The sequence below is a fragment of the Solidesulfovibrio sp. C21 genome, assembly GCF_047785625.1.
GTDB lineage: Bacteria > Desulfobacterota > Desulfovibrionia > Desulfovibrionales > Desulfovibrionaceae > Solidesulfovibrio.
This window is the reverse complement of sequence record NZ_JBLODY010000010.1, coordinates 62,178-86,990: the sequence shown is the minus strand read 5'-3', so window position 1 is coordinate 86,990 and position 24,813 is coordinate 62,178. Positions and strand designations below refer to the sequence as shown.

Annotated in this window: 20 protein-coding genes, 5 tRNA genes and 1 riboswitch; of the genes, 18 read left to right on the top strand and 7 right to left on the bottom strand. The window is 63.8% G+C overall.

Annotated features, from left to right (window positions below; translation table 11 throughout):
- The first annotated feature begins 33 nt into the window (after positions 1–33).
- From prmC to ACMZ6R_RS05555, 3 genes are all read left to right on the top strand, one after another.
- A complete protein-coding gene (gene prmC, locus ACMZ6R_RS05565) occupies positions 34–885 on the top strand; it encodes a peptide chain release factor N(5)-glutamine methyltransferase (protein WP_416109892.1) in 852 nt (283 codons plus the stop codon).
- 92 nt (positions 886–977) lie between these two features.
- Positions 978–2,459, top strand: a complete 1,482-nt coding sequence (locus ACMZ6R_RS05560) for a hypothetical protein (protein ID WP_416109889.1) — start codon at positions 978–980, stop codon at positions 2,457–2,459.
- A 207-nt stretch (positions 2,460–2,666) separates the two neighbouring features.
- On the top strand, positions 2,667–3,296 hold the full coding sequence (locus tag ACMZ6R_RS05555) for a hypothetical protein (RefSeq protein ID WP_416109888.1): 630 nt from the start codon (positions 2,667–2,669) through the stop codon (positions 3,294–3,296).
- A gap of 248 nt (positions 3,297–3,544) precedes the next feature.
- On the opposite strand, the gene ftsH is transcribed toward ACMZ6R_RS05555, so the two are convergent.
- A complete protein-coding gene (ftsH, locus tag ACMZ6R_RS05550) occupies positions 3,545–5,374 on the bottom strand; it encodes an ATP-dependent zinc metalloprotease FtsH (protein ID WP_416109887.1) in 1,830 nt (609 codons plus the stop codon).
- A gap of 276 nt (positions 5,375–5,650) precedes the next feature.
- On the opposite strand from ftsH, the gene ACMZ6R_RS05545 reads away from it, so the two are divergent.
- The 15 genes from ACMZ6R_RS05545 (at position 5,651) to rpoC (ending at position 19,503) form a co-directional block, all read left to right on the top strand.
- Positions 5,651–5,726, top strand: a tRNA-Thr gene (locus ACMZ6R_RS05545).
- 4 nt (positions 5,727–5,730) lie between these two features.
- Positions 5,731–5,816, top strand: a tRNA-Tyr gene (locus ACMZ6R_RS05540).
- 59 nt (positions 5,817–5,875) lie between these two features.
- A tRNA-Gly gene (locus ACMZ6R_RS05535) sits at positions 5,876–5,952 on the top strand.
- A 31-nt stretch (positions 5,953–5,983) separates the two neighbouring features.
- A tRNA-Thr gene (locus ACMZ6R_RS05530) sits at positions 5,984–6,059 on the top strand.
- Between the two features lie 53 nt (positions 6,060–6,112).
- Positions 6,113–7,306 carry an elongation factor Tu gene (gene tuf / locus ACMZ6R_RS05525; RefSeq protein WP_416109886.1) on the top strand — a complete coding sequence of 398 codons (1,194 nt, stop codon included), beginning with the start codon at positions 6,113–6,115 and terminating at the stop codon, positions 7,304–7,306.
- A 3-nt stretch (positions 7,307–7,309) separates the two neighbouring features.
- On the top strand, positions 7,310–7,459 hold the full coding sequence (rpmG, locus tag ACMZ6R_RS05520) for a 50S ribosomal protein L33 (RefSeq protein ID WP_416109885.1): 150 nt from the start codon (positions 7,310–7,312) through the stop codon (positions 7,457–7,459).
- Between the two features lie 17 nt (positions 7,460–7,476).
- Positions 7,477–7,552, top strand: a tRNA-Trp gene (locus tag ACMZ6R_RS05515).
- A gap of 21 nt (positions 7,553–7,573) precedes the next feature.
- Positions 7,574–7,876 carry a preprotein translocase subunit SecE gene (secE, locus tag ACMZ6R_RS05510; protein WP_416109884.1) on the top strand — a complete coding sequence of 101 codons (303 nt, stop codon included), beginning with the start codon at positions 7,574–7,576 and terminating at the stop codon, positions 7,874–7,876.
- A gap of 11 nt (positions 7,877–7,887) precedes the next feature.
- The gene (gene nusG, locus ACMZ6R_RS05505) at positions 7,888–8,451 is read left to right on the top strand and encodes a transcription termination/antitermination protein NusG (RefSeq protein WP_416109883.1); all 564 of its coding nucleotides are present in this window, start codon (positions 7,888–7,890) and stop codon (positions 8,449–8,451) included.
- A 30-nt stretch (positions 8,452–8,481) separates the two neighbouring features.
- The gene (gene rplK, locus ACMZ6R_RS05500) at positions 8,482–8,904 is read left to right on the top strand and encodes a 50S ribosomal protein L11 (RefSeq protein ID WP_416109882.1); all 423 of its coding nucleotides are present in this window, start codon (positions 8,482–8,484) and stop codon (positions 8,902–8,904) included.
- 29 nt (positions 8,905–8,933) lie between these two features.
- Complete coding sequence (rplA, locus tag ACMZ6R_RS05495; RefSeq protein WP_416109881.1) at positions 8,934–9,641, top strand: 50S ribosomal protein L1; 708 nt, start codon at positions 8,934–8,936, stop codon at positions 9,639–9,641.
- Positions 9,642–9,836: 195 nt separating this feature from the next.
- Positions 9,837–10,358: a 50S ribosomal protein L10 gene (rplJ, locus tag ACMZ6R_RS05490; RefSeq protein WP_416109880.1), complete on the top strand. Its 522-nt coding sequence runs from the start codon at positions 9,837–9,839 to the stop codon at positions 10,356–10,358.
- A 45-nt stretch (positions 10,359–10,403) separates the two neighbouring features.
- Positions 10,404–10,796, top strand: a complete 393-nt coding sequence (gene rplL / locus ACMZ6R_RS05485; RefSeq protein ID WP_416109879.1) for a 50S ribosomal protein L7/L12 — start codon at positions 10,404–10,406, stop codon at positions 10,794–10,796.
- A gap of 222 nt (positions 10,797–11,018) precedes the next feature.
- On the top strand, positions 11,019–15,125 hold the full coding sequence (gene rpoB, locus ACMZ6R_RS05480) for a DNA-directed RNA polymerase subunit beta (RefSeq protein ID WP_416109878.1): 4,107 nt from the start codon (positions 11,019–11,021) through the stop codon (positions 15,123–15,125).
- A 202-nt stretch (positions 15,126–15,327) separates the two neighbouring features.
- The gene (gene rpoC, locus ACMZ6R_RS05475; protein ID WP_416109877.1) at positions 15,328–19,503 is read left to right on the top strand and encodes a DNA-directed RNA polymerase subunit beta'; all 4,176 of its coding nucleotides are present in this window, start codon (positions 15,328–15,330) and stop codon (positions 19,501–19,503) included.
- A 240-nt stretch (positions 19,504–19,743) separates the two neighbouring features.
- On the opposite strand, the gene cobI is transcribed toward rpoC, so the two are convergent.
- The 6 genes from cobI to ACMZ6R_RS05445 all read right to left on the bottom strand — a co-directional run bounded on the left by cobI (position 19,744) and on the right by ACMZ6R_RS05445 (position 24,724).
- Positions 19,744–20,457, bottom strand: a complete 714-nt coding sequence (gene cobI, locus ACMZ6R_RS05470; protein ID WP_416109876.1) for a precorrin-2 C(20)-methyltransferase — start codon at positions 20,455–20,457, stop codon at positions 19,744–19,746.
- Positions 20,454–21,230, bottom strand: a complete 777-nt coding sequence (locus ACMZ6R_RS05465; RefSeq protein WP_416109891.1) for an ABC transporter substrate-binding protein — start codon at positions 21,228–21,230, stop codon at positions 20,454–20,456. Before ACMZ6R_RS05465 ends, cobI begins: the two co-directional genes overlap by 4 nt.
- 43 nt (positions 21,231–21,273) lie before the next feature.
- Positions 21,274–22,116 carry an ABC transporter ATP-binding protein gene (locus ACMZ6R_RS05460; protein WP_416109875.1) on the bottom strand — a complete coding sequence of 281 codons (843 nt, stop codon included), beginning with the start codon at positions 22,114–22,116 and terminating at the stop codon, positions 21,274–21,276.
- A complete protein-coding gene (locus ACMZ6R_RS05455) occupies positions 22,113–23,156 on the bottom strand; it encodes a FecCD family ABC transporter permease (RefSeq protein ID WP_416109874.1) in 1,044 nt (347 codons plus the stop codon). The genes ACMZ6R_RS05460 and ACMZ6R_RS05455 overlap by 4 nt, the downstream gene beginning before the upstream one ends.
- Complete coding sequence (locus tag ACMZ6R_RS05450; RefSeq protein ID WP_416109873.1) at positions 23,156–24,043, bottom strand: sirohydrochlorin cobaltochelatase; 888 nt, start codon at positions 24,041–24,043, stop codon at positions 23,156–23,158. The genes ACMZ6R_RS05455 and ACMZ6R_RS05450 overlap by 1 nt, the downstream gene beginning before the upstream one ends.
- Positions 24,044–24,163: 120 nt before the next feature.
- A riboswitch (cobalamin riboswitch) is annotated at positions 24,164–24,346 on the bottom strand.
- Positions 24,347–24,367: 21 nt separating this feature from the next.
- Complete coding sequence (locus tag ACMZ6R_RS05445) at positions 24,368–24,724, bottom strand: hypothetical protein (protein WP_416109872.1); 357 nt, start codon at positions 24,722–24,724, stop codon at positions 24,368–24,370.
- Positions 24,725–24,813: the final 89 nt, after the last annotated feature.

Sequence of the window (24,813 nt, the reverse complement as noted above, 5' to 3'; positions counted from 1 at the left end):
CCCCCCCCCCCGACCGCCCGAGGCATTCTTCTTATGACTGTCCGCGAACTCCTCAAAAAAACGGAATCGTACCTGGCCGAAAAGGGCGTGGATGCGCCCCGGCTCTCGGCCCAGCTCCTCCTCGCCCATGCGCTGGGACTGGACCGGCTGGGGCTGATTCTGGCCATGGACCGCCCCGTGATAGCGGCCGAACTGGACGCCTACCGGCCCCTTGTCGCCCGGCGCGGCCAGGGCGAGCCCGTGGCCTATCTGCTCGGCGAGCGCGAATTTTACGGTCTCTCTTTTGCCGTTTCGCCCGACACCCTCATCCCGCGCCCGGAGACCGAGGGCCTCGTCGATCGCGCCTTGGAGCTTTTTGAGGGCGACGGGCCGGAGAGCTTTGCCGATCTCGGCACGGGCTCGGGCTGTCTGGCCGTGACCCTGGCCGTCAAATGGCCCCTCGCAACCGGCGTGGCTTTGGATAAAAGCACCGGGGCGCTGGCGGTTGCCCGGGGCAATGCCGCGCGCCATGGCGTGGACGGCCGGCTCGATTTCGTGGAGGCGGATTTTGCCGCCCTGCCGGCGCGCCAAGGCGGGTACGGGCTCGTCGTATCCAACCCGCCGTACGTGAGCGCGGCCGAGTACCGGGCCTGTTCCTTCGAGGTGCGCGATTTCGAGCCGCAAGGCGCGCTGGTGCCCGGAGAAAGCGGGCTCGAAGCCGTGCCGGTGGTGGCGCGGACAGCCTTTGACCGGCTGGCCCCGGGCGGCTGGCTGCTCGTCGAAATCGGCTGGGAGCAGGGACCGGATGCCGCCGCCATTCTGGCCGGGGCCGGTTTCGCGGATGTGGCCGTGCGCCGCGATCTGGCCGGCCACGACCGGGTGGTGGAGGGGCGAAAGCCCGGCTGAGCGTCGGTGGAGCGGGTTGCCTCGCCCCAGGCCGTGGGCTAGGACCGGATATCCCAGCAACGGTCCGGTCCGGGCCGGGAAAGAGAGGTCCCATGCCGCCGCGTTCGACCAGGGAAAAAGTCCTGCTTGCCCTTGCCGTGGCCGTGCCGGCGCTGCTGGTGGCGGGCAGGCTGGCCCTGACTGCCGCCGACTTCGATCTCTGGGGCTACCTCGCCTTCGGCCGTCTCTTCTGGCGGCAGGGTTTTCCTTATAAAGACGTCTTTGCCTACACCCCGACGCTGACCCCGTGGGTCTACCACGAGTGGCTGACCGGGGTCGTCTACTATCCGCTTCTGACCGCCTGCGGCATGGCCGGCATCCAGGCCCTGCGCTACCTCGCCGCCGCCGGGGTCTGCCTGGGCGTTTTCGCCGCCGCCCGGACCCGGCGGGCCGATGCCGTGACCAGCGGCCTGTTCTGCTTCGTTGCCGGCGAGCTGCTGGTGATCGGCTTCGCCCCGGCCCGGGCGCAGATCTTCACCTACCTTTTTTTCGCCGTGTTCCTGTGGCGGCTGGAGGCCTTTCGCGCGGACGGAAAGTGGCGGCGACTTGCCTGGCTGCCGCCCATGATGCTCGTCTGGGCCAATCTGCACGGCGGCTTTCTGGCCGGGCTCGGGCTGATCGGGTTGTACGCGGCCGGGGCGCTGCAACGGCGGCGCGGCGTGGTTACGCTTGCCGTTTGCGCTCTCGCCTGCGCCCTGGCGACGCTGGTCAACCCGTATGGGCCCGACTATTGGACCTATCTGCTCGCGGCCATACGCCTTCCCCGGCCGGAGGTGGCCGAGTGGGCCTCGGTCTGGCGGGTGCTAACCATGGGTAGGCTGGCCGTTAACGCCTGGATATTTCTGGGCATGGCCGCGCTGACCGCTTTTTTTCTGATCAAACGCCGCCACCGCGACCTGACCGACTGGCTGGTCCTTGGCGTGACGGCCTGGATGGCCATGGGGCACCTGCGCCACCAGATTTTTTTCGTCCTGGCCTTTGCCGCGCTGCTGCCGTCGATCTTCGCCGACGGCAGGCGGCTGGAGGCCGGGCCGGTCCTGGCCAGGCTGGCCGAGCGATTCCGCTGGCTGCCCGTGGCGTTCGGGGGGCTCGTGGCGGTCCTTGCCGTCAACCTCGTGCTGGCGACGCCCTGGCGCATCACGGCCCCGGACTGCGACGCGCCGGGGGCGGGGGCGTTTTCCTACCCAGTGGCCGCAGTCGCGTGGCTGCGGGAGCACGGTCGCCTCAGCGGCAGGGTGCTTACCCATTTCAACTGGGGCGAGTGGCTGTCCTGGAACGACTATCCGGCGGTCAAGGTGGCCATGGACGGCCGCTATGAGACGGTCTATCCGCGCCCGGTCCATGAGGCCTATTTCCGCTTTATCAATGCCGGGCCGGGCTGGCGGGAATTTCTCGAGGCCTACCCGCCGGACGTGATCCTTTTAAGCGTGCACGATCCGGTCACCGCCGCCCTGGCGGCCGACCCCGGCTGGCGGCTGGCGCGTCGCGGCCGGGGCAGCCTGCTTTTCGTGCGCAGAAACGCAGGGGGAATCTGAAGGAACCAGATGTCGCCTTCGGCTATTTTTTTTTGCAGATTCCCATATGGATGTTTTTTATTTGCTATAAAATATAGCCCATGACATTACAATGCCATGGGCCAGGGAGTTCCCTGGCCCGTTGGCCGGGGAAGGTGTGTCAAAGATGACGTCGACGCGCTGCCGCTTGTGTGATTGAGCCGCGAATGACCGGCTCGAGGAGGCGTAATGGCGACGTACGAGGAACTGGCGAAAGCCGTGGAGGGGGATGCGCCGTTTCTGGCCAGGTGCCTGCGCATGGCCGACAACGAGCCCTGCCTCAAGTTGGCCGTGGATGTCTGGGCCAGGGCCTGCGGCGAGTCCTGCGACCTGGACAAGCTGCTTGCGGCCGCCGGCGATCCGGGCAACAAGGAGAAACTGGCGGCGGCGAACAGAGACATTTTGCTGTGGCTGGAAAGGGTCAGCGCCTTGCAGGCGCTGGAGCAGCGTCAGGCCCGGATCAACATGGGCACCATCAACGTGCGGGACTACGACAACACCAAGGCGCTCAATCTCTGGGCGAAGATGGTTGTGGGGGGGCTCGTGGTGATCGGCTTCTTTGTGGGATTGTTTTTTTTTCTCATCGACAAGTCGACGGCTGCCAATAATCCACAGTTCGCCTTTCTGGTCGGTGCGCTGGTCACGGCCTTCACTGCGGTCGTGCAATATTTCTTCGGATCAAGTTCCGGGAGCGCCGAAAAGACGCTCATGATGCAAACCCGGGAAAACGCCGCCCCGGCGGGCGCATCCCAGGCCGGCAATCCGCCAACCCCGGCGGCCGCGACGCCGCCAGTCATGACGCCGCCGAAAACGCCGTAAGGGCCGTCCGCGCCCGGGCCGCCCCCTGCGCGGAAGACGGTTTGTCCACGCTTCGGGCGGGCGGCCTGAAGCGCGAAGGCGGGCTTTCCCCAACCCGAAGGAGAGGAAAGCCCGCCTTTTTTATCGCCCGAAAGAAAGGCGCTAGTGTGGCGTTCTCTAAAAAATATGACAATATTTTTTAGAGAAAAAATAATTATTTAAATATATTATTCTCAAAATTCGCATGCACGAATTTCGAGAACGCGACACTAGGCTGCGGGGGCGTCTTTGGCCGCGTCCACCAGGGCCCGAAACCGCGCCTCGTCGATGGTTTCCGTTTCCAGTAGCGTCTTGGCGATGCTTTCCAACAACTCCTTCTTATCGGCCAAAAGCTCGGCCACGCGGCCCTGCGACGCTTCCATAATTTCCTTGATTTCGTTGTCGAGCTTGGCCGCCGTGGCCTCGGAATATTCCCGGCCGGCCAGCCCGCTTTGCTCCGTGCCCAGGAAGATCGGCCGACTCTGTCGCGGAAAGGTGGCCGGTCCAAGCGTCCTGCCCATGCCGTACTCGGCCACCATGGCCCGGGCGATGTCGGTGGCCCGTTGCAGGTCGTTGTGCGCCCCGGTGGAGATTTCCCCGAAAATCAGGCGCTCGGCCCCGCGTCCGCCGAGCAGCACGTCGATTTTGCCGAGCAATTCCGTCTGGGTCATGAGGTAGCGGTCCTCGGTCGGCAGTTGCTGGGTCCAGCCAAGGGCCCCGATGCCGCGCGGCACAATGGAAATCTTGTGCACCGCGTCGGCTCCGGGCGTGCAGGTGGCAACCACGGCGTGGCCGGCCTCGTGGTAGGCCACCACCTGCTTCTCCTTGGGGTTGATGACGCGGTTCTTTTTTTCCAGGCCGCCCATGATGCGGTCCACGGCCTCCTCCAGGTCGGCCATGCCCACCGCGTCCTTGTCCTTGCGCGCGGCCAAAAGCGCCGCTTCGTTGATGGCGTTGGCCAGATCGGCCCCGGAAAATCCCGGCGTCTTGCGGGCGATGACCGAAAGGTCCACCTCGGGGGCCAGGATGATCTTGGCCGCGTGGACGCGCAAAATCGCCTCGCGCCCGGCCACGTCCGGCTTGTCCACCAGAACCTGCCGATCGAAGCGGCCGGCCCGCAGCAGCGCCGGATCGAGGGTTTCGGGTCGGTTGGTTGCGGCCATGATGATGACCCCCACGCGCGGGTCGAAGCCGTCCATCTCGACGAGCAACTGGTTTAAGGTCTGCTCCCGCTCGTCATGCCCGCCGACGATGGCCCCGGCCCGGGATTTGCCGATGGCGTCGAGCTCGTCGATAAAGATGATGCACGGGGCTTTTTCCTTGGCCTGGGTGAAAAGCTCGCGCACCCGGGCCGCGCCCACGCCCACGAACATTTCCACGAATTCCGAGCCGGAGATGGAGAAAAACGGCACTCCGGCCTCGCCGGCCACGGCCCGGGCCAGCAAGGTCTTGCCCGTGCCCGGCGGGCCGATCAAAAGCACGCCCTTGGGCATCTCGCCGCCAAGCCTCCGGAAACGGTCCGGGGTCTTCAAGTAGTCGACGATCTCCACGAGTTCGGCCTTGGCCTCCTCACAGCCGGCCACATCGTCAAAGCGCGTGGGGATGTCCTTTTCGGCGTAGACCCGGGCCTTGTTCTTGCCGAAGGCCATGACGCCGGCTCCAGGATTCAGGCGCTGCATGAGGAAATACCAGATGCCGAAAAAGATCAGGATGGGGATGACCCAGGACAGGATGTCGCGCAGGAAGGTGGATTCGGGCTGGGCCCGGAAATGGACGTTGTATTTGGCCAGCTCGTTGGACAGGTCCTGGGCGACCCGGCGGGTGACGAACTCCTCGTCCTTGGGTTCCTTGGTTTCCGCGTCCGGTACCTTCATGGTGCCGGCGATGACGTCGCCGGTGATGGAGACCTCGGTGATGTCGCCGGCCTGAAGTTTTTTTAGGAATTCGGAATAGGGCAGGTTTTTGGGGCCGTAGTTGGTGACGATGAAGTTGTTGAGCAGCAAAACGCCCCAGATGGCGATGAGCACATACCAAAAGGAAAATCGATGATGCTTTTCCATGTTTTTCACGCGGAGCTCGATGGGTGGAAGGTTTGGGTTCGGTCTTTATCGTTATGGTTCCTACGGAAAATCGCGCCTCTTGGCAACGCGGGCTGGAAAGGGCGGTCGGCAGGGAAGGCGAAAAAAATAGGGTAATTTGAAAATAGTTGTTGCCAAGGACAGGGCTCCAGCGTAATAAACCCACTTCGCGTCCGCCTGAAGCGGATGCGGCTGTGAGCGGATGAAAAAAAGGCTTGACGCCCCGGCTTTGCCGAGCTAACTAGCTGCCTCTTGGGCGCTGGCGTAGCTCAACTGGCAGAGCAGCTGATTTGTAATCAGCAGGTTGCGGGTTCGAGTCCCATCGCCAGCTCCAGAGCGGAGGGGTTCCCGAGTGGCCAAAGGGAACAGACTGTAAATCTGTCGGCGTACGCCTTCGGTGGTTCAAATCCACCCCCCTCCACCATAACGCGCGAATGCTGTAGGAGACAGGAAGACCTGTCGCATGTACTACGTGTGACATACGCGGGAATAGCTCAATTGGCTAGAGCATCAGCCTTCCAAGCTGAGGGTTGCGAGTTCGAGTCTCGTTTCCCGCTCCAATGCCTCCCGTGTCCTACGCATTTTATAAAGGCCCACGTAGCTCAGTCGGTAGAGCACTTCCTTGGTAAGGAAGAGGTCACCGGTTCAAATCCGGTCGTGGGCTCCATATCCAAATTCACCATAAAAATTCGAAGTCAAACCGCTGCTTAGGGGGACGACATGGGCAAGGCGAAATTTGAGCGGAAAAAGCCGCACGTCAACATCGGTACCATCGGGCACATCGACCACGGCAAGACCACGCTGACGGCCGCCATTACGCGTCTGGCCAGCCTTAAGGGTTTTGGCGAATACGTTCCTTTCGATCAGATCGACAAGGCCCCCGAGGAAAAGGAACGCGGCATCACTATCGCCACGGCCCACGTCGAATACGAGACCGAAAAGCGGCATTACGCTCATGTCGACTGCCCCGGTCACGCCGACTACATCAAGAACATGATCACCGGCGCGGCCCAGATGGACGGCGGCATCCTGGTGGTGGCCGCGACCGACGGCCCCATGCCCCAGACCCGTGAGCACATCCTGCTCGCCAGGCAGGTCGGCGTGCCCCAGCTCGTCGTCTTCATGAACAAGGTCGACTTGGTCGACGACCCCGAACTGCTCGAACTCGTCGAGCTCGAAGTGCGCGAGTTGCTCACCAAGTACGGTTTCCCCGGCGACGAAATCCCGATCATCAAGGGTTCGGCGCTGAAGGCCCTTGAGGCCGAAGGCCCGGACAGCCCGGACGCCAAGCCGATCTTCGAGTTGCTTGACGCCTGCGACTCCTATATTCCCGAGCCCAAGCGCGACATCGACAAGCCGTACCTGATGCCCATCGAGGACGTGTTCTCCATCTCCGGCCGCGGCACCGTCGTCACCGGTCGTGTCGAGCGCGGCATCATCACCGTGGGCGACGAAGTGGCGATTGTCGGCATCAAGGACACGGTCAAGACCACCTGCACCGGCGTTGAAATGTTCCGTAAGATCCTCGACCAGGGCCAGGCCGGCGACAACGTCGGCGTGCTGCTGCGCGGCGTCAAGCGCGACGATGTCGTGCGCGGCCAGGTTCTGGCCAAGCCCGGCACCATCACGCCGCACCGCAAGTTCAAGGGCGAGGTCTACGTTCTCAACAAGGAAGAGGGCGGCCGCCACACCCCGTTTTTCACCGGCTACCGTCCCCAATTCTATTTCCGCACGACCGACATCACGGGCGTCGTGACCCTGGACGAGGGCGTCGAAATGGTGATGCCCGGCGACAACGCTACGTTCAACGTGGAGCTGATCGCCCCCATCGCCATGGAGAAGGGCCTGCGCTTCGCCATTCGCGAAGGCGGCCGTACCGTCGGTGCCGGCGTTGTCTCTGAAATCGTGGAGTAAGTGATGCGTATCAATATTCAGTTGCAGTGCACCGAGTGCAAGCGCAAGAATTATTCGACGGAAAAAAACAAGAAAAATACCACCGGCCGCCTCGAGGTCAAGAAGTACTGCCCGTTCGACCATAAGCATACGGTCCATCGGGAATCGAAGTAGGCGCCGGGTATTAACGCAGGGCAGTAGCTCCAACGGTAGAGCATCGGACTCCAAATCCGAGGGCTGGGGGTTCGAATCCCTCCTGCCCTGCCATTATTCGAGCAAGGCGAGGTCATGGCCAAAGAAAAGACACAGACAGCCCAGGGCGCCGACAAGCCCCTCAAGGCTGCGGCTGGCAAGTCCACCGCCAAGGCGGAGGCCCCGGCCAAGTCCGGAAAATCCCTTGTGGGTTACGCCAAGGCGGCCCAGGAATTTTTCGAACAGTCCAAGGTCGAACTGAAAAAGGTGACTTGGCCCACGCGCCAGGAAACCGTCAAGACCGGCGTCGCCGTATTGGTTTTCAGCGTCATCATGGCCATTTACCTCGGTGTCGTCGACATGGCCCTGTCCAGGCTTGTCGCGTTCATTCTATCGTAACGGGATCGATCATGACCGAACAGGAAGGCTCCGGCGAACAGCGCATACCCGCGCGGTGGTACATAGTCCACACTTACTCCGGTTTCGAGAATCGTGTGGAGCAGACCATCCGTGAGATGATGCGCACCGGCCAGGATGGCGGGAGCATCGAGGAAGTCGTCGTTCCCACGGAAAAGGTCATCGAATTGGTCAAGGGGGAGAAACGGACCTCCACCCGCAAGTTCTACCCGGGGTACGTCATGGTCAAGATGGCCATGAACGACAACTCCTGGCACCTTGTGCAGTCCATTCCCCGCGTGACCGGATTCATTGGCGGCAAGAACCAGCCCACGCCCATGCGCGACAGCGAGGCTGACAAGATTTTGAACCTGATGGTCAGCCGTCAGGAGCAGCCCAGACCCAAGTATCATTTCGAGCGGGGCGACGACGTCCGCGTCATCGACGGTCCCTTCGGCGGCTTCAACGGCGTTGTCGAGGACGTCAACTACGACAAGGGCAAACTTCGCGTCTCGGTATCCATTTTCGGGCGGCAGACGCCGGTGGAGCTCGATTTCGTGCAGGTGAGCAAAAACTAACGGGCGTCGCCCCGTTTAAGGATACGCATCATGGCCAAGAAGATCGTCGCCAAGGTCAAATTGCAGCTTCCGGCCGGCTCGGCCAACCCGTCTCCGCCGGTCGGTCCGGCCCTGGGTCAGCACGGCGTCAACATCATGGAATTCTGCAAGGCGTTCAACGCCAAGACCATGGAGCAGAAGGGCACCATCATCCCGGCGCTCATCACCATCTACGCCGACCGCTCCTTTACGTTCATCACCAAGACGCCGCCGGCCTCGGTGCTGCTGGTCAAGGCCGCCAAGATCGACAAGGGATCGGGCGAGCCCAACAAGACCAAGGTGGGCAAGGTGACCAAGGCCCAGATCGAGGAAATAGCCAAACTCAAGCTCGTGGACATGACGGCCAAGGACGTGGAGGCGGCTTGCCGCACCATCTCCGGCACGGCCCGCAGCATGGGTATCGACATCGTCTAACCGGCACGACCGCGAGAGGATATTTCGAAATGGCCAAGCACGGCAAAAAATACCGCGAGGCGGTCAAAGACCTTGACCTCACGAACAAATACGAACTGAACGAAGCCATGGCCCTGACCGTCAAGACGGGCGTGGCCAAGTTCGACGAGACCGTCGACGTCGCCCTGTGCCTGGGCGTCAACCCCAAGTACTCCGACCAGATGGTGCGCGGCGCCGTTTCGCTGCCCCATGGGCTCGGCAAGAACGTGCGCGTGATCGCCTTCTGCAAGGGTGATAAGGAGGCCGAGGCCCGTGAGGCCGGGGCCGACTTCGCCGGCGGCGACGAGCTGATCGAAAAGGTCAAGGGCGGCTTTCTCGACTTCGACAAGGCCGTGGCCACTCCGGACATGATGGCCTCGGTCGGCAAGATCGGCAAGATCCTCGGCCCCCGAGGACTCATGCCCAACGCCAAGACCGGCACCGTCACCTTCGACATCGCCAAGGCCGTCCAGGAACTCAAGGCCGGCAAGGTGGAGTTCAAGGTGGACAAGGCCGGCGTGCTCCACGTGTCGCTCGGCAAGCGTTCGTTCGGCTCCGAGAAGCTGCTCGACAATTTCCGGGCTCTGATCGACACGGTCATGCGGCTCAAGCCCTCGGCTGCCAAGGGAACCTATCTGCAGGCCATGGCCCTGGCCACGACCATGGGTCCCGGCATCAAGGTGGACACCCAGTCGGTACGCAAGCTCATCGAGGGCTAACCCTAGCCCCCCTTTAGGCAACCAATTGTCCCCGGCCAAAGGTGCGTCCTTTGGCCAGGGACGATTTTTCGATATAAAACAGGGCATGGAAGGCGAGTCAGAGACAGCGGGTGGGGACGTCCCCCTTAATTTCCCGCCGAGATTCGGCTTTGGCTCCCTTGAAGGCCCTCCAACCCGCATGTGGAGGTAGGTACCGTGCAACGTGCGCAAAAAAACGAGATTATCGAACAACTGCGCGCCAAGGCGGACCGTGCCGGCATTGCGGTGGTCACCGACTTTCGGACGATGACCGTCGAGGAGTTGACCGAACTGCGTGTCAAGCTCCGCGCCGCGGGCATCGACTACCAGGTTGTGAAAAACACCCTGGCCCGTCTGGCGGTGAAAGACGGCGCCCATGACATCCTGAAGGATCACCTGAAGGAAAACAACGCCATCGCCTTCGGCTACGACGACCCCGTCGTCGCCGCCAAGGCCCTGGTGGACTACGCCAAGACCAGCAAGAAGTTCACGGTCAAGCACGCCAGCCTCGCCGGCTCGCTCATCGATTCCAACGGGGTCGTCGAGTTGTCCAAGCTGCCGAGCAAGCCCGAACTTCTGGCCCATACCCTTGGCACCATGAACGCCGTGCCCACCAACTTTGTCTGCCTGTTTGCGAACGTCATCCGCGGCATGTTGTACGCGCTGACGGCCATCAAGGACAAAAAGGAAGCCGCGTAAGCTACCGGCTTTCGCCAAAGCGAACGTTTGAAGGAGAAACAGTCCATGTCCGACATCACCAAGGAACAAGTCGTCGATTTCATCGCCAATATGACCGTTCTCGAACTTTCCCAGTTCATCAAGGAGCTTGAGGAGAAGTTCGGCGTGTCCGCCGCCGCCCCGGCCATGGGCATGATGATGGCCGCCCCGGCCGCCGGTGGCGATGCCGCCGCGGCCGAGGAAGAGAAGACCGAGTTCGACGTCGTGCTGACCGGCGCCGGCGGCAACAAGATTGCCGTCATCAAGGTTGTGCGCGCCCTGACCGGTCTGGGCCTCAAGGAGGCCAAGGCCAAGGTCGACGAGCTGCCCTCCACCATCAAGGAAGGCGTGGCCAAGGCTGACGCCGAGGAAGCCAAAAAGCAGCTGGATGAAGCCGGAGCGACCTGCGAAATCAAGTAACGCGCCGCGCGTTTTTGTTGTCGACGTGAAAGAGCGCCCCCTTTCCACAGGGGCGGGGGCGCTCTTTTTGCCTTTTTATCCTGTAAAAGCATTCCGTAGCCACCACCCCGGCGCAGCATCGCCGGACCGGGGCGAAACCGGCGCCAGGCGCGCCTTGCAAGGCCGATGCGGGGCGCCGCGCCCCACTCCCTTCCAACGTCGTAGCCCTGCACAGAGGAAAAAATGGCCCAGCTGACCAAAAATTTCGGCAAGATCGTCAAAACGCTGACCATTCCCCATCTGCTCAACCTGCAGATCGACTCCTACGAGCTCTTTCTGCAAAAGGACATCCCCCCCACCAGCCGGGAGGATGCCGGGCTCGAGGGCGTGTTCCGTTCGGTCTTTCCCATCGAGGACTTCAATAAGACCGCCTCGCTGGAGTATGTCAGCTACGAAATCGGCGAGCCAAAATACGACGTTCCGGAGTGCATCGCCAAGGGACTCACCTACGAAGCCCCACTGCGCATCAAGGTCCGCCTCGTCGTCTACGACGTGGACGAGGAGACCGAAAACCGCACCATCCGCGACATCAAGGAACAGGTCATCTATTTCGGCACCGTTCCGCTGATGACGGAGAAGGGCACGTTCATCATCAACGGCACCGAGCGCGTCATCGTCAACCAGCTCCAGCGCTCCCCGGGCATCATCTTCGAGCACGACTCCGGCAAGAGCCACACCAGCCGCAAGGTGCTCTACTCCTGCCGTGTGATCCCCATGCGTGGCTCGTGGCTCGATTTCGACTATGACCACAAGGACATCCTGTACGTGCGCATCGACCGCCGCCGCAAGATGCCCGCCACCATCCTTTTCAAGGCCATGGGCATGTCGCGCGTCGACATCCTGCGCTATTTCTACGAAATCGAGCACTTCTTCGTCGAAGGCCCCCGTGTGTTCCGGCCGGTGTTGCCCGAGTTCTACCGGAAGGAAAAGGCCTACGCCGAGGTGCGCGACGCCGACGGCAACGTCATTGTGGCCGTGGACAAGCCCATCACCAAGCGGGCCTGGCGCCTGATGATCGAGGCCGGCATCGAGAAGATCGAGGTCGATCCCGCCACCCTGACCGGGCAGTTCCTGGCCGAGGACATCGCCGATCCGGCCACGGGCGAGGTCCTGGTCGAGGCCGCCGACGAGTTGACCCCCGAAGTGATGGAGAAGCTCAAGGACGCCGGCATCGTCAATCTTCCGGTGCTGCATACCCGGGGCATCGACACCTCGTCGTCGATCCGCGACACCCTCGTCCTCGACAAGACCACGGACACCATCACGGCCCAGGTCGAAATCTACCGCCGGTTGCGCCCTTCCTCGCCGCCGACCCCGGAAATCGCGGCCAATTTCTTCGAGAACCTCTTCCGCAATCCGGATTATTACGACCTGTCGCCCGTGGGCCGCTACAAGCTCAACGCCCGGCTCAAGATCGATCAGCCGCTCGATTTCCGCACCCTGGCCAACGACGACATCCTGAAGGCCGTCAAGCACCTGACCTTCCTCAAGGATTCCCACGGTCCGGCCGACGACATCGACCATCTGGGCAACCGCCGGGTGCGCCCCGTGGGCGAGTTGGTGGAAAACCAGTACCGCATCGGACTGGTGCGCATGGAGCGGGCGATCAAGGAGCGCATGAGCCTCCAGGAAGTGGCCACGCTCATGCCCCATGACCTGATCAACCCCAAGCCCGTGGCAGCTGTGCTTAAGGAGTTCTTCGGCACCTCCCAGCTGTCCCAGTTCATGGACCAGACCAACGCCCTGTCCGAGGTCACCCACAAGCGCCGCCTGTCGGCCCTGGGACCCGGCGGTCTGACCCGTGAGCGCGCCGGCTTCGAGGTCCGCGACGTCCACACCTCGCACTACGGCCGCATCTGCCCGATCGAAACGCCGGAAGGTCCGAACATCGGCCTGATCGTGTCCTTGACCACCCATTCCAAGGTCAACGACTTCGGCTTTATCGAAACGCCCTATCGGGTGGTGCGTGACGGCCAGGTGACCGACGAGGTCGTCTACCTGGACGCCACCCGCGAGATCGACGAGATCATCGCCGGCGCCAACGTCGAGCTCGACGCCGATTCCCGGTTCGTGCATCCCATGGTCGGCGCGCGCATCCGCGGCGACCTGATCATGACCCCGCGCGAGCAGATCACGCTCATGGACATCTCGCCGAGCCAGATCGTGTCCGTATCCGCGGCGCTCATTCCCTTCCTCGAGCACGACGACGCCAACCGCGCGCTCATGGGTTCCAACATGCAGCGCCAGGCCGTGCCGCTTCTGCGTTGCGAGCAGCCGCTGGTCGGCACGGGCATGGAAGGCCCGGTGGCCAAGGATTCCGGTGCCTGCCTGCTGGCCGAGGGCTCGGGCTTTGTCCATTACGCCGATGCCGAGCGCGTCGTCGTCTGCTACGACGGCGAGGTGGCCGCGGCCTCTGGCGGCGCCAAGACCTATGTGTTGCTCAAGCACCACAAATCGAACCAGAACACCTGCTTCGGCCAGGTGCCGCGCGTGCGGGTCGGACAGCATGTGGAAAAAGGCGATGTGCTGGCCGACGGGCCGGGCATCCGCGACGGTGAGCTGGCGCTCGGCAAGAACCTGCTGGTCGCCTTTATGCCCTGGTGCGGTTACAACTACGAGGACTCCATCCTGATCGCCGAAAAGACGGTCAAGGAGGACACCTTCACCTCGGTCCACATCGAGGAATTCGAGGTCGTGGCCCGCGACACCAAGCTCGGACCCGAGGAGATCACCCGCGATATCCCCAACGTCGGCGAGGAAATGTTAAACGACCTCGACGAATGCGGCATCATCCGCATCGGCGCCCGGGTCGCGCCGGACGACATCATGGTCGGCAAGATCACGCCCAAGGGCGAGACCCAGCTGACTCCGGAAGAAAAGCTTTTGCGCGCGATTTTCGGCGACAAGGCCCGCGATGTGAAAAACACCTCGCTGAAGGTCCCGCCCGGAATCGAGGGCACGGTCATCGATGTGCGCGTCTTCAACCGCCGCTCTGGCGAGAAGGACGATCGCACCCACCAGATCGAGGATTTCGAGCTGGCCAGCATCGATGTCAAGGAAGGCCAGCACATCGACGCCATCGCCGACAACCTGCGCCGCCGTTTGTGGCCCGTCGTGTCCGGCAAGGCCGTTTTCCAGACCATCAAGGGAAACAAGAAAAACGAGGTGCTCCTTGAGGCCAACCACCCGCTGACCCAGGAAATCCTGGACCAGCTGCCGGTGAAAAAGCTCTCCGGCATCTTCGCCTCCAAGGAGACCAACGAGGCCGTGGCCGAGATGCTCGACGACTACGACCGCCATGTCCACTTCGTGAAGGGCGTCTACGATCAGAAGCGCGAGAAGGTGACCGAGGGCGACGACCTGCCCCCCGGCGTCATCAAGATGGTCAAGGTCTACGTGGCCGTCAAAAGAAAGCTCAACGTGGGCGATAAAATGGCCGGCCGCCACGGCAACAAGGGCGTCGTGTCCTGTATCCTGCCGGAAGAGGACATGCCCTTTTTCGCCGACGGCACCCCGGTCGATATCGTGCTCAACCCGCTGGGCGTTCCTTCGCGTATGAACATCGGCCAGATTATGGAAACCCACCTCGGCTGGGCCGGCATGGAGCTCGGCAAGCAGCTGGCCGCCCTGATCGCCTCGGGCAAGCCCATGGAGGGCGTGCGCGCCGAGGCCAAGGCCGTCTTCCCCGAGGCGGCGACCGTGGCCATGATCGACGCCATGTCCGACGATGAGTTGCGCGTGGCGCTCAAATCCCTCAAAAAGGGCATCGTGGCCAAGACGCCGGTCTTCGACGGCGCCACGGAAGACGAGATGTGGGGCTGGCTCAAGCAGGCGGGCCTGCCCGAGGACGGCAAGGTCACCCTCTACGACGGCCGCACCGGCGAAGCCTTCCACCGTCCCGTGACCGTGGGCTGTATGTACATGCTGAAGCTCCACCACCTGGTCGACGAAAAGATCCACGCCCGTTCGACCGGCCCCTACTCCCTGGTCACCCAGCAGCCGCTTGGCGGCAAGGCCCAGTTCGGCGGCCAGCGTCTGGGTGAGATGGAAGTCTGGGCGCTGGAAGCCTATGGCGCGTCCTACCTTTTGCAGGAATTCCTGACCGTCAAGTCCGACGACGTCGGCGGGCGCGTCAAGATGTACGAAAAGATCGTCAAGGGCGATAACTTCCTGGAAGCCGGACTGCCCGAGTCCTTCAACGTCCTGGTCAAGGAGCTCATGTCCCTTGGCCTCGACGTGGACCTGATCCAGGACGAGAAGAAAATAGTCAAGGCCCCCCCTCGGCGCTAGGGCTGTGCGTCCGGGAGCCCGCCGCCCCTGCGGGTCCGATGCCGTGCATCGGGCCCGGAGGGGAGACACGGCAGGCCGACCCCGGGCCCCATGCCATAGCCGACACTGGCCTTCGACAGCGTGTTTCGCCTAGCCAACGCCCGCCGGTTCCCCGGCCGGGCCCAGATGCGGGAAGGGTCCTCCCGCCATACGAGGTAACCGTATGTCTCTGGACGAACTGTTCAGCATGCGCGGCATCGGCCAGACCAGTGTGTCCAGCCGGACGCTCAAATCCATCCGCATTTCCATCGCCGCGCCGGAAAAAATCCGCGAATGGTCTTTCGGGGAAGTCAAGAAGCCCGAAACCATCAACTACCGTACCTTCAAGCCCGAACGCGACGGGCTTTTCTGCGCCAAGATTTTCGGCCCGGTCAAGGACTACGAGTGCAACTGCGGCAAGTACAAGCGCATGAAGCACCGGGGCATCGTGTGCGAAAAGTGCGGCGTCGAGGTCATCGCCTCCAAGGTGCGCCGCGAGCGCATGGGCCATATCGAACTGGCCGCGCCCGTTGCCCATATCTGGTTCCTGAAGACCCTGCCGTCGAAAATCGGCACCTTGCTCGACATGACCATGGTCGACCTGGAAAAGGTCCTCTATTTCGACTCCTACATGGTGCTGGACCCGAAAGACACCAACCTCACCAAGTACCAGGTCATTTCCGAAGAGCAGTATATCCAGGTCATCGACCACTACGGCGGAGAGGACGCGGTGGAAGTGGGCATGGGCGCAGAGGCCGTGCGCTCGCTTTTGGAGGAGCTTGACCTCGTCAAGATCCGCGCCGAGCTGCGCGAAGAGTCCATGACCACCAAGTCGCAGACCAAGAAGAAAAAGATCATCAAGCGCCTCAAGATCGTCGAGGCCTTCCTCGATTCGGGCAACAAGCCCGAATGGATGATCATGGAGGTCATCCCGGTCATTCCGCCCGAGCTGCGTCCCCTGGTCCCTCTCGACGGCGGCCGGTTCGCCACCTCGGACTTAAACGACCTCTACCGCCGGGTGATCAACCGCAACAACCGCCTCAAACGCCTGATCGAGCTCGGCGCGCCGGACATCATCATCCGCAACGAAAAGCGCATGCTCCAGGAAGCCGTGGATGCGCTGTTCGACAACGGCCGCCGGGGCCGGGCCATCACCGGCACCAACGGCCGGCCGCTGAAGTCGCTGTCCGACATGATCAAGGGCAAGCAGGGCCGCTTCCGTCAGAACCTGCTCGGCAAGCGCGTCGACTACTCCGGCCGTTCGGTCATCGTGGTCGGCCCCAAGCTCAGGCTCCACCAGTGCGGCCTGCCGAAGAAAATGGCTCTGGAACTCTTCAAGCCCTTTATCTATTCGAAGCTCGAGGAGCAGGGCCTGGCCACCACCATCAAGACGGCCAAGAAGATGGTCGAGCGCGAGGAACTGGTGGTCTGGGACATCCTGGAAGACGTGGTGCGCGAGTACCCGATCATGCTCAACCGCGCCCCGACGTTGCACCGCCTCGGCATCCAGTCCTTCGAGCCGACCCTGGTCGAGGGCAAGGCCATCCAGCTGCACCCGCTCGTGTGTTCGGCCTATAACGCCGACTTCGACGGCGACCAGATGGCCGTGCACGTGCCGCTGTCGGTCGAGGCGCAGATCGAGTGCCGCGTGCTCATGATGTCCACCAACAACATCCTGTCCCCGGCCAACGGCAATCCGATCATCGTGCCTTCCCAGGACATGGTGCTCGGGCTGTACTATTTGACCGTCGAACGGAGCTTCGCCCAGGGCGAGGGCAAGATCTTCTCCGACCCCGGCGAAGTCATTTGCGCCGTGGACGCGGGAGTGGTCGATCTGCACGCCCGTATCGTCTGCCGCATCAAGGGCGAACGCATCCATACCACGCCGGGCCGCGTCATCGTGGGTGAGTTGTTGCCCGAGGGCGTGCCCTTCGAACTCGTCAATACGGTGCTCACCAAACGCGCCATCGGCAAGCTCGTGGGCGACACCTACCGGATGCGCGGCACCAAGGCCACGGTCCTGTTGTGCGACCGCGTGAAGGGCTTGGGCTACGAATACGCCACCCGGGCCGGCGTCTCTATCGGCGTCAAGGACCTGACCATCCCGAAGGCCAAGGTCACGATCCTCGAGGCGGCCCAGAACGAGGTGGACGACATCGAGTTGCAGTACGGCGAGGGCATCATCACCCGCACCGAGAAGTACAACAAGGTCGTCGACGTCTGGACCAAGGCCACCAACGACGTTGCCTCCGAGATGATGAAGGAAATCTCCTGGGATATCGTCAAGGATCCCAAGACCGGCAAGGAAGAGCGCAACACCTCGGTCAACCCGATCTTCATGATGATCCACTCCGGAGCGCGTGGTAACCAGGACCAGATGCGCCAGCTCGCCGGCATGCGCGGCCTTATGGCCAAGCCTTCTGGTGAAATCATCGAGACGCCCATCACCTCGAACTTCCGTGAAGGCCTCTCGGTGACCCAGTACTTCAACTCGACCCACGGCGCCCGGAAAGGCCTGGCCGACACGGCGCTCAAGACCGCCAACTCCGGATACCTCACCCGCCGTCTGGTGGACGTGGTCCAGGACGTCATCATCACCGAGATCGACTGCGGCACGGTCGACGGCCTGGAGATCACCCACTACGTCAAGGCCGGCGACATCAAGCAGCGCGTGCACGAGCGCGCCCTTGGCCGCGTGACCATGTTCGACGTGCTCGACCCCGAGACCGACGAGGTGATCATCCCGGCCAATACGATCATCGACGAGGCCTACGCCCAGTTGATCGAGGACAAGGGGCTCAATTCGCTGACCATCCGTTCGACCCTCACCTGTCAGGCCAAGCACGGCGTGTGCGCCATGTGTTACGGCCGCGACCTGGCCCGGGGGCATCTGGTCAACGTCGGCGAGACGGTCGGCATCATCGCCGCCCAGTCCATCGGCGAGCCCGGCACCCAGCTGACCATGCGCACCTTCCACATCGGCGGCACGGCGGCCCGTGAAATCGCCCAGTCGTCGGTGACGGCCCAGCACAACGGCCGTGTCGCGCTCTCCCGCGTCAAGTCCATCGTCAACCGCCAGGGCCACACCATCATGATGGGCAAGTCCGGGCAGGTATCGGTGGTCGACGACCAGGGCCGCGAACGCGAGCGCTACAGCCTGCCGTCGGGCGCCAAGCTCTATGCCGTGGCCGGGCAGGAGGTCAAAAAGGACCAGCTGCTGGCCGAGTGGGACCCCTTCAACGAACCCTTTGTCACGGACGTCGCCGGCATCATCAAGTTCACCGACATCGTCGAGGGCAAGACCTATCAGGAGAAGGTGGACGACGCGACCAAGCGGGCGACCCAGACCATCATCGAATACCGCACCACCTCGTTCAAGCCGGCCGTGTCCATCGTGGACGAGCGCGGCAACCCGAAGACCCGGCCCGGCACCAACAGTCTGGCCGTCTTCTCCATGCCGGTCGGCGCGCTGCTCATGGCGCGTGACGGCCAGGAGGTCTTCGAGGGCGACATCATCGCCCGTAAGCCCCGCGAATCGTCCAAGACCAAGGACATCGTCGGCGGCCTTCCGCGCGTGGCCGAGCTGTTCGAGGTCAGAAAGCCCAAGGAGATGGCCGTTGTCTCCGAGATCGACGGCATCGTCTCCTACGGCCCCGAGACCAAGGGCAAGCGCAAGATCATCGTCACCCCCGAGGCCGGCGACGCCAAGGAATACCTCATTCCCCGCGGCAAGCACATCACGGCCCAGGAAGGCGACTTCGTGGAGGCCGGCGAGCTTTTGACCGAAGGCTATCCGGAACTGCACGACATCCTGAAGATCAAGGGCGAGAAGTTCCTGGCCAAGTACCTCGTGGACGAAATCCAGGACGTGTACCGGTTCCAGGGCGTGGCCATCAACGACAAGCACATCGAAATCATCGTGCGCCAGATGCTCAAAAAGGTCTCGGTGCTCGATTCCGGCGAGACGACCTTCCTCATTGGCGAACAGGTCGACAAGATCCGCTTCATGGAGGAGAACCAGCGCTGCGTGGCCGAGGGGCTCAAGCCCGCCGTGGCCGAACCGCTGGTTTTGGGCATCACCCAGGCCTCCCTGTCCACGGATTCGTTCATCTCGGCCGCCTCCTTCCAGGAGACGACCAAGGTGCTGACCGAAGCCTCGCTCATGGGCAAGGACGATTCCCTGCGGGGCCTTAAGGAAAACGTCATCGTGGGCCGGCTCATCCCGGCCGGCACCGGGTATCGCCGTTACATGGACAGCGAGATCGAGGTGCCGCGCCAGCCCGAGCGTCCCGACCGGTTCCTGGAGGAGCTGGAGGACAATCCGATCCTGGCCGAAACGAGCGCCAGCCCCGAAGAATAGGCTGTCGCGCCGCATCGCATTGCAACGAAAGGGGGCTCCATCCGGAGCCCCCTTTTTTCGTGGCGTGTGCGGTGCCTGTCGCTTTGACGGAGTGAAGAGAGAAAAGAGGGTGCGAGAGGGGAAAACCCTTTCAAAAGGGTTCTCCCCTCTCGCGCTCTCCCCTTCCTAAAGTTTATAAAGGTGAGGCCGTTATTGCGGCCTGTTCCCTCTCCGAACCGTGATCAGGAAAAGTTTCCGACTTCAAACGCGTGTGCGCTTGATGAGGCAAAGCGACAGGTAATGGGGCTTTTCCGGCGCGTCTTCCAGCTTGCGCACGATGGCCTCGCCGTCGTGGCCGATGCGGGTGGCGAAGGTGGTCGCCCGGGTCAGGCCCATACGGCCAAGCAGGTCGCGCAGGCGGGGAAAATTGCGGTAGGCCTTGAGGATGACCGCGTTGTCCGCCGCCGCCAGTCCCTTTTCCAACCGGCCGCTCTCGTCCACGCCCGAGGCGATCAGCAGGTTCTCGCCGGATTCGACCAGCACGTCGCCAACCTTGGCCGCCGCCGCCTGAAACGAGGTGATCCCCGGCACGATGTTGACCGCAAGCCCCGGCAGGCGCGTGGTCAGGCGCGGCAGCACGTAGCCGAAGGTGCTGTAGAGCAGCGGATCGCCAAGAGTAATAAAGGCCGCGTCGCGCCCGGCGGCAAGCACTGCGGCCATGGCGGCGGTGTTGGCCTCCCAGGCGGCGTCCAGCGCGGCCGGGTCCCGGGTCATGGGAAAGGGCAGGCGCACGACGGTAGCTTGCGGCGGCAGGTGCGGCGCGATGATGGCCTGGGCGATGGAATAGTCGTTCTTGCTCGACGAGGCGGCGAAGACCGTGTCCACCTCCCCGAGAATCCGGGCCGCCTTGAGGGTCAGCAGTTCCGGGTCCCCCGGGCCGACGCCCAGGCCGTAAAGCGTTCCGAGCGTGGTCACGGACGCGCCTCCCGGGCCGGCGTTGCCGGCTTGCCGGCCAGTATCCGGGCAAGTTCCTCCACGGCGTCCACGCTTCCCGGTCCGGGGCGGGAGAAAAGCGCCTCGTCGACGACGAAGGCCCGGCGGTTTTTGACGCAGGGCAGTGACGCGTACTCCGGCCGGTCGGCCATGGACCGCGCTTCGGCGTTCATGGGGCCGCGCTGGGTCAGGCACACGTCCGGAGCCAGGCGCAAGAGTTCCTCGTCGGTTAAGCGTACGAGCTTTTTGTCCAGGCTCACGGCGTTTTCCCCACCGGCGGCGCGGATCACGGCATCGACCATGGAGCCTTTGCCGGCGGCCAGCAGGTTGCCGGAACGGACCTCGAAAAAGACCTTGGGCTTCTTTCCCCCGGGTGCGCTTACGGCCACGGCGGCGAGGCGTTTTTTGAGGCTTGCGTCAAGCTCTGCCGCCCGCTTTTGCGCCCCGGTCAGCACGCCGATGCGGTCTATCGCGGCAAAGAGCGAGTCGAAATCGTGGATGGAAAAAACGGCCACCGGCACGCCCAGTTTGGCCAGGTTGGCGGCGGCCTGTTCGGCTTCGCCGCGCCCGGCGGTTTGCAGCACGAGGTCGGGCTTGACCGCCAGCACGCGCTCCAGGTTGGGGCGCATGTGGGTGCCGATGACGGGCAGGGCGGCGATGGCGGCCGGCTTGTCGTCGGCGTCGGTGCGGGCCACGATGCGATCGGTGAGTCCCATGCCGGCGAGCATTTCGTTGTACGCGCCGTAAAGGGCCACGATGCGTTTGGCCGGAGCCTTGAGCGTTATGACGTGGCCCAGGTCATCCGTGATGCCCGTTCCCGCCGGAGCCGCCGGGGCCGCCTGGGCCGTTAGGAGCAGCGACAGCAGCACAAGCGGCAGGTACGGCCAAAGCCTGGGGCAGGCCGCTTTTCGGATGGGCGATGACCAGGATTTCGGTTTCATAGATCCTCGACAATGTTTGGCTGGTAAAGACGGCGGCCACCGGGCCGTCGGCCTCGATGCGGCCGTTTTTAATAAATATCAGGCGACGGCAGAAAAGCGCCGCCAGGTTGATGTCGTGCAGCGCCGCCACGATGGTCGTGCCGGCGGCGTTACGGGCGGCCAGGAGCCCGTAGAGTTCCATTTTCCGGGCCATGTCCAGGCTGGCCGAGGCTTCGTCCAGGATCATGGCGCGCGCGTCCTGGGCCAGGGCCCGGGCCGTCAGCGCCCGCTGGAACTCGCCGCCGGAAAGCTCGTTCATGCGCCGGTCGGCCAAATGGGCCACGCCCACCGCCGCCATGGCCGCCTTGGTCGCGTCCGCATCGGCCTCGCCGTAGCCGCCGAGGAAGGGCAGGTAGGGATAGCGGCCCATGCGCACCACCGTGCGCACGGTGAGCCCTCCCGCGCTTTCGGCCCGCTGGGGCACCACGGCCACAAGCCTTGCCCGCTCCCGGGCGGAGAGGCTGGCGATATCGCGCCCGGCCAGGGAGACGCTTCCGGCCACTGGGGGAAGTATGCCGGTCGCGGCCAAAAGCAGCGTGGTCTTGCCCGCGCCGTTGGGGCCGAGGAGTCCCACCATCTCGCCCGGGGCGATGTGCAGGTCGATGTCGGCCAGCACATCGCGGCCGCCGTACCCGGCCCGAAGTCCCTCGATGCGGATCACGCCCGGCCACCGTCGCGGCCCGTGACAAGCAGAAAACAGAAAAACGGGCCGCCGAGAAGCGCCGTCACCACCCCAACGGGCAGCTCCGCGCCGCCGGGCAGGATGGTGCGGGCCAGCACGTCGGCAAAAACCAGGAGCGCCCCGCCGCACAGCGCGCTTTGCGGCAGGAGCGTGCCGTGTTCGGCGGAAAAGAGCCGGCGGCAGGCATGGGGGGCGATGAGCCCGACAAAGCCGATGACCCCGGAAACGGCCACGGCCCCGGCGGTCAGGAGACTCGCACCGGTGAGCAGTGCAAGCCGTGCCCGGCCGGCGGCGACGCCCAATTGGCGCGCCTGGGTCTCACCCAGAAGCAGGATGTCGCACTCGCGGATGTACAGGCGAATCAGGACCACACCGGCCAGAAAGCAGGGCAGGAAAAGCGCCAGCTCGGCCTTGCCCCGTCCCTGGAAGCCGCCCATGATCCAAAAGACGATGCCGGCCACGGATTCCTCGTTGAGCGCCTTGGTGAGCGAGAGCAGGGCCGAAAGGAAGGTGGCGGCGATGATGCCGGCCAAAACCACCGTCTCCCGGCGCAACCCGCCGCAGGCCCGGGCCAGGGCCAGCACGAAGGCCAGGGCCGCCCCGCCGCCGGCCAGGGCGCAAAGCGGGGTGGCGATGACGCTTCCCGAGGCGGCGGCCAGACCGAGGGTCAGGGAAAGAGCCGCGCCGAAGGCCGCACCGCCCGAGACGCCGAGGGTGAAGGGATCAGCCAGGGGATTTCGCAACACCCCCTGGAACACCCCGCCGGCCATGGCCAGGGCCGCGCCCACGCCGTAGGCCAGCACCCCCCGCCACAGGCGCAGGTCGAGCACCACGGCCGTCAGCGCCGGATCGGCCGGGGCGGCCACGGGCAGGCCCATGGCCCGGCCGAGGACGGCGGCCACCTGGCCCGGACCGGCCGGATAGGCCCCGGCCAGGCAGGCCGTCGCCAGGGCGGCCAGCCCGGCCAGGGCCGGGAGCAGGGCGCGCACTCCCGCGCCTTGTAAGCGGTTTCGGGGCATTATTTTCCGGGCAGGGCGTCCACGGTCTTTTTCAGGTGGTCCATCCAGATGGCGGCCACGGCGTCACGGTCGCCGTTGCCCTGCATCTGGGGCGTTGCGGCGATGCCGGCGGCGGCGAGCTGCGAGGCCAGGGAATCCTTTTCCTTGCCGGCCATGTCGTTATGGGCATGGTCCCCGGCCACGGCGAACATGGGCATGAGCCAGGCCTTTTTGATGCCGCGCTTTTTGAGCTCCGCGATAAGATTCTCGAAGCTCGGCGTACCCTCGACCGTGGTCACGAAGGCGTTGGGGTCGAGCTGCCACAGGGTGTATTGCAGGGCCGGGTAGGCCATGTTGGCCGGGTGGTCGGTGCCGTGGCCGACGAAGACGAGCGCCTCGCCGGGCTTGCGGTCCTTGGGAGCCGAAGCGAGCAGCGCCTTGGCCACGCGCGGGAAATCCTCCTTGGCGAAAAGCAGCGGGGCGCTGACGGACACGTGGGTCAGCCCCTTGGGCAGGCCGGAGAAGGCCTCGGCCAGACGCACGAGGTCGTCGTACTCGTGGCCGGGAATGGTTTGCAGGGAGAAAAGGGCCACGTCGGTGACACCCTTGTCGGGCAGCACGGCCAGGGCTTCGGCCGGCGCAGGCGGCACGGCCTTGCCTTCCCTGGCCAGTTTGTGGCGGATCATGGAGGCAGTGTAGCAAAGCGAAACGGGCACGCCGGGATAGGCGGCCTTGACGCGGTCGACCATTTTCTGGATGGCCGGCGCGGCTTCGGGAACGCTGGTGCCGAAGGCGGCCACGACAATGGCCCTTTTGGGTTCCTTCTTGGCCTCATGACCGGCCAGGGCCGGCGCGGCCATGGCCAGACACAACCATAATGCGAAAAGCGCTCGCGGAAAACGGAGCATGGGAAAACCTCCATGGGCATGGAGGGCTCTTGATAAAAAAGGGTAACGGGTAGTCCCCGCGCTACGGGTTGACGCCCCGGTCCTTACGCCCGGCCGGCAAAAGCCCTCGTTGCCGGCGGGTTGGCCTGTGATCGACCGGGCAGGTCTTCCGGCTTGTCCCATCGGCTCCGGCCTTCCCGGGAATGTTTTCCCAGTGGCGCGCGAGGAAGCCGACTGTGGGGGACTTACGGCGGCGGGACCGCTCCCGAATCAAACGGGATTCCCTATTGAGCCCATGCGGGCGCCCGGATCGTTTCCGCGCAGTACCGGGGGCGGGTGCGGCTGTCAAGGATAGGCGGGGGTTTGGGTGGGCTTGATGACGCCCCGGTCGACCAGGGGCTTGTAGTCGGCCCGCTTGGTGAGCAGCGTGGGGACATGGAGGCTTTCCAGGAGCTGGAGCATGATCTGGATGGTGGTCGGGTTGGCCTTTTCCTCCATGACCACGATGGCCACGTCCTTGCCTACGGCGATTTTTTCGGCCACTTCCCAGGCCCCGGTGACGGGTCTGCCGCCGTCGAGACTGTAGGTGTTGTCCTTGACGGTGATGACGCCGGCCATGGCTGTGGCGGCGTACAGGGCAAGCGCTGTGAGCAGGGCCAGAAGGGCCGGAACCGGGCGAGGCCGGCAGGGGTATCTGGACATCGCGTCCCTTTGGGGCTAAAGATTTATTTCACGAAATACATCCGTTTGGGGGAGGTTCACCGTGACATTCGATTTCTCCGGTCTCATCG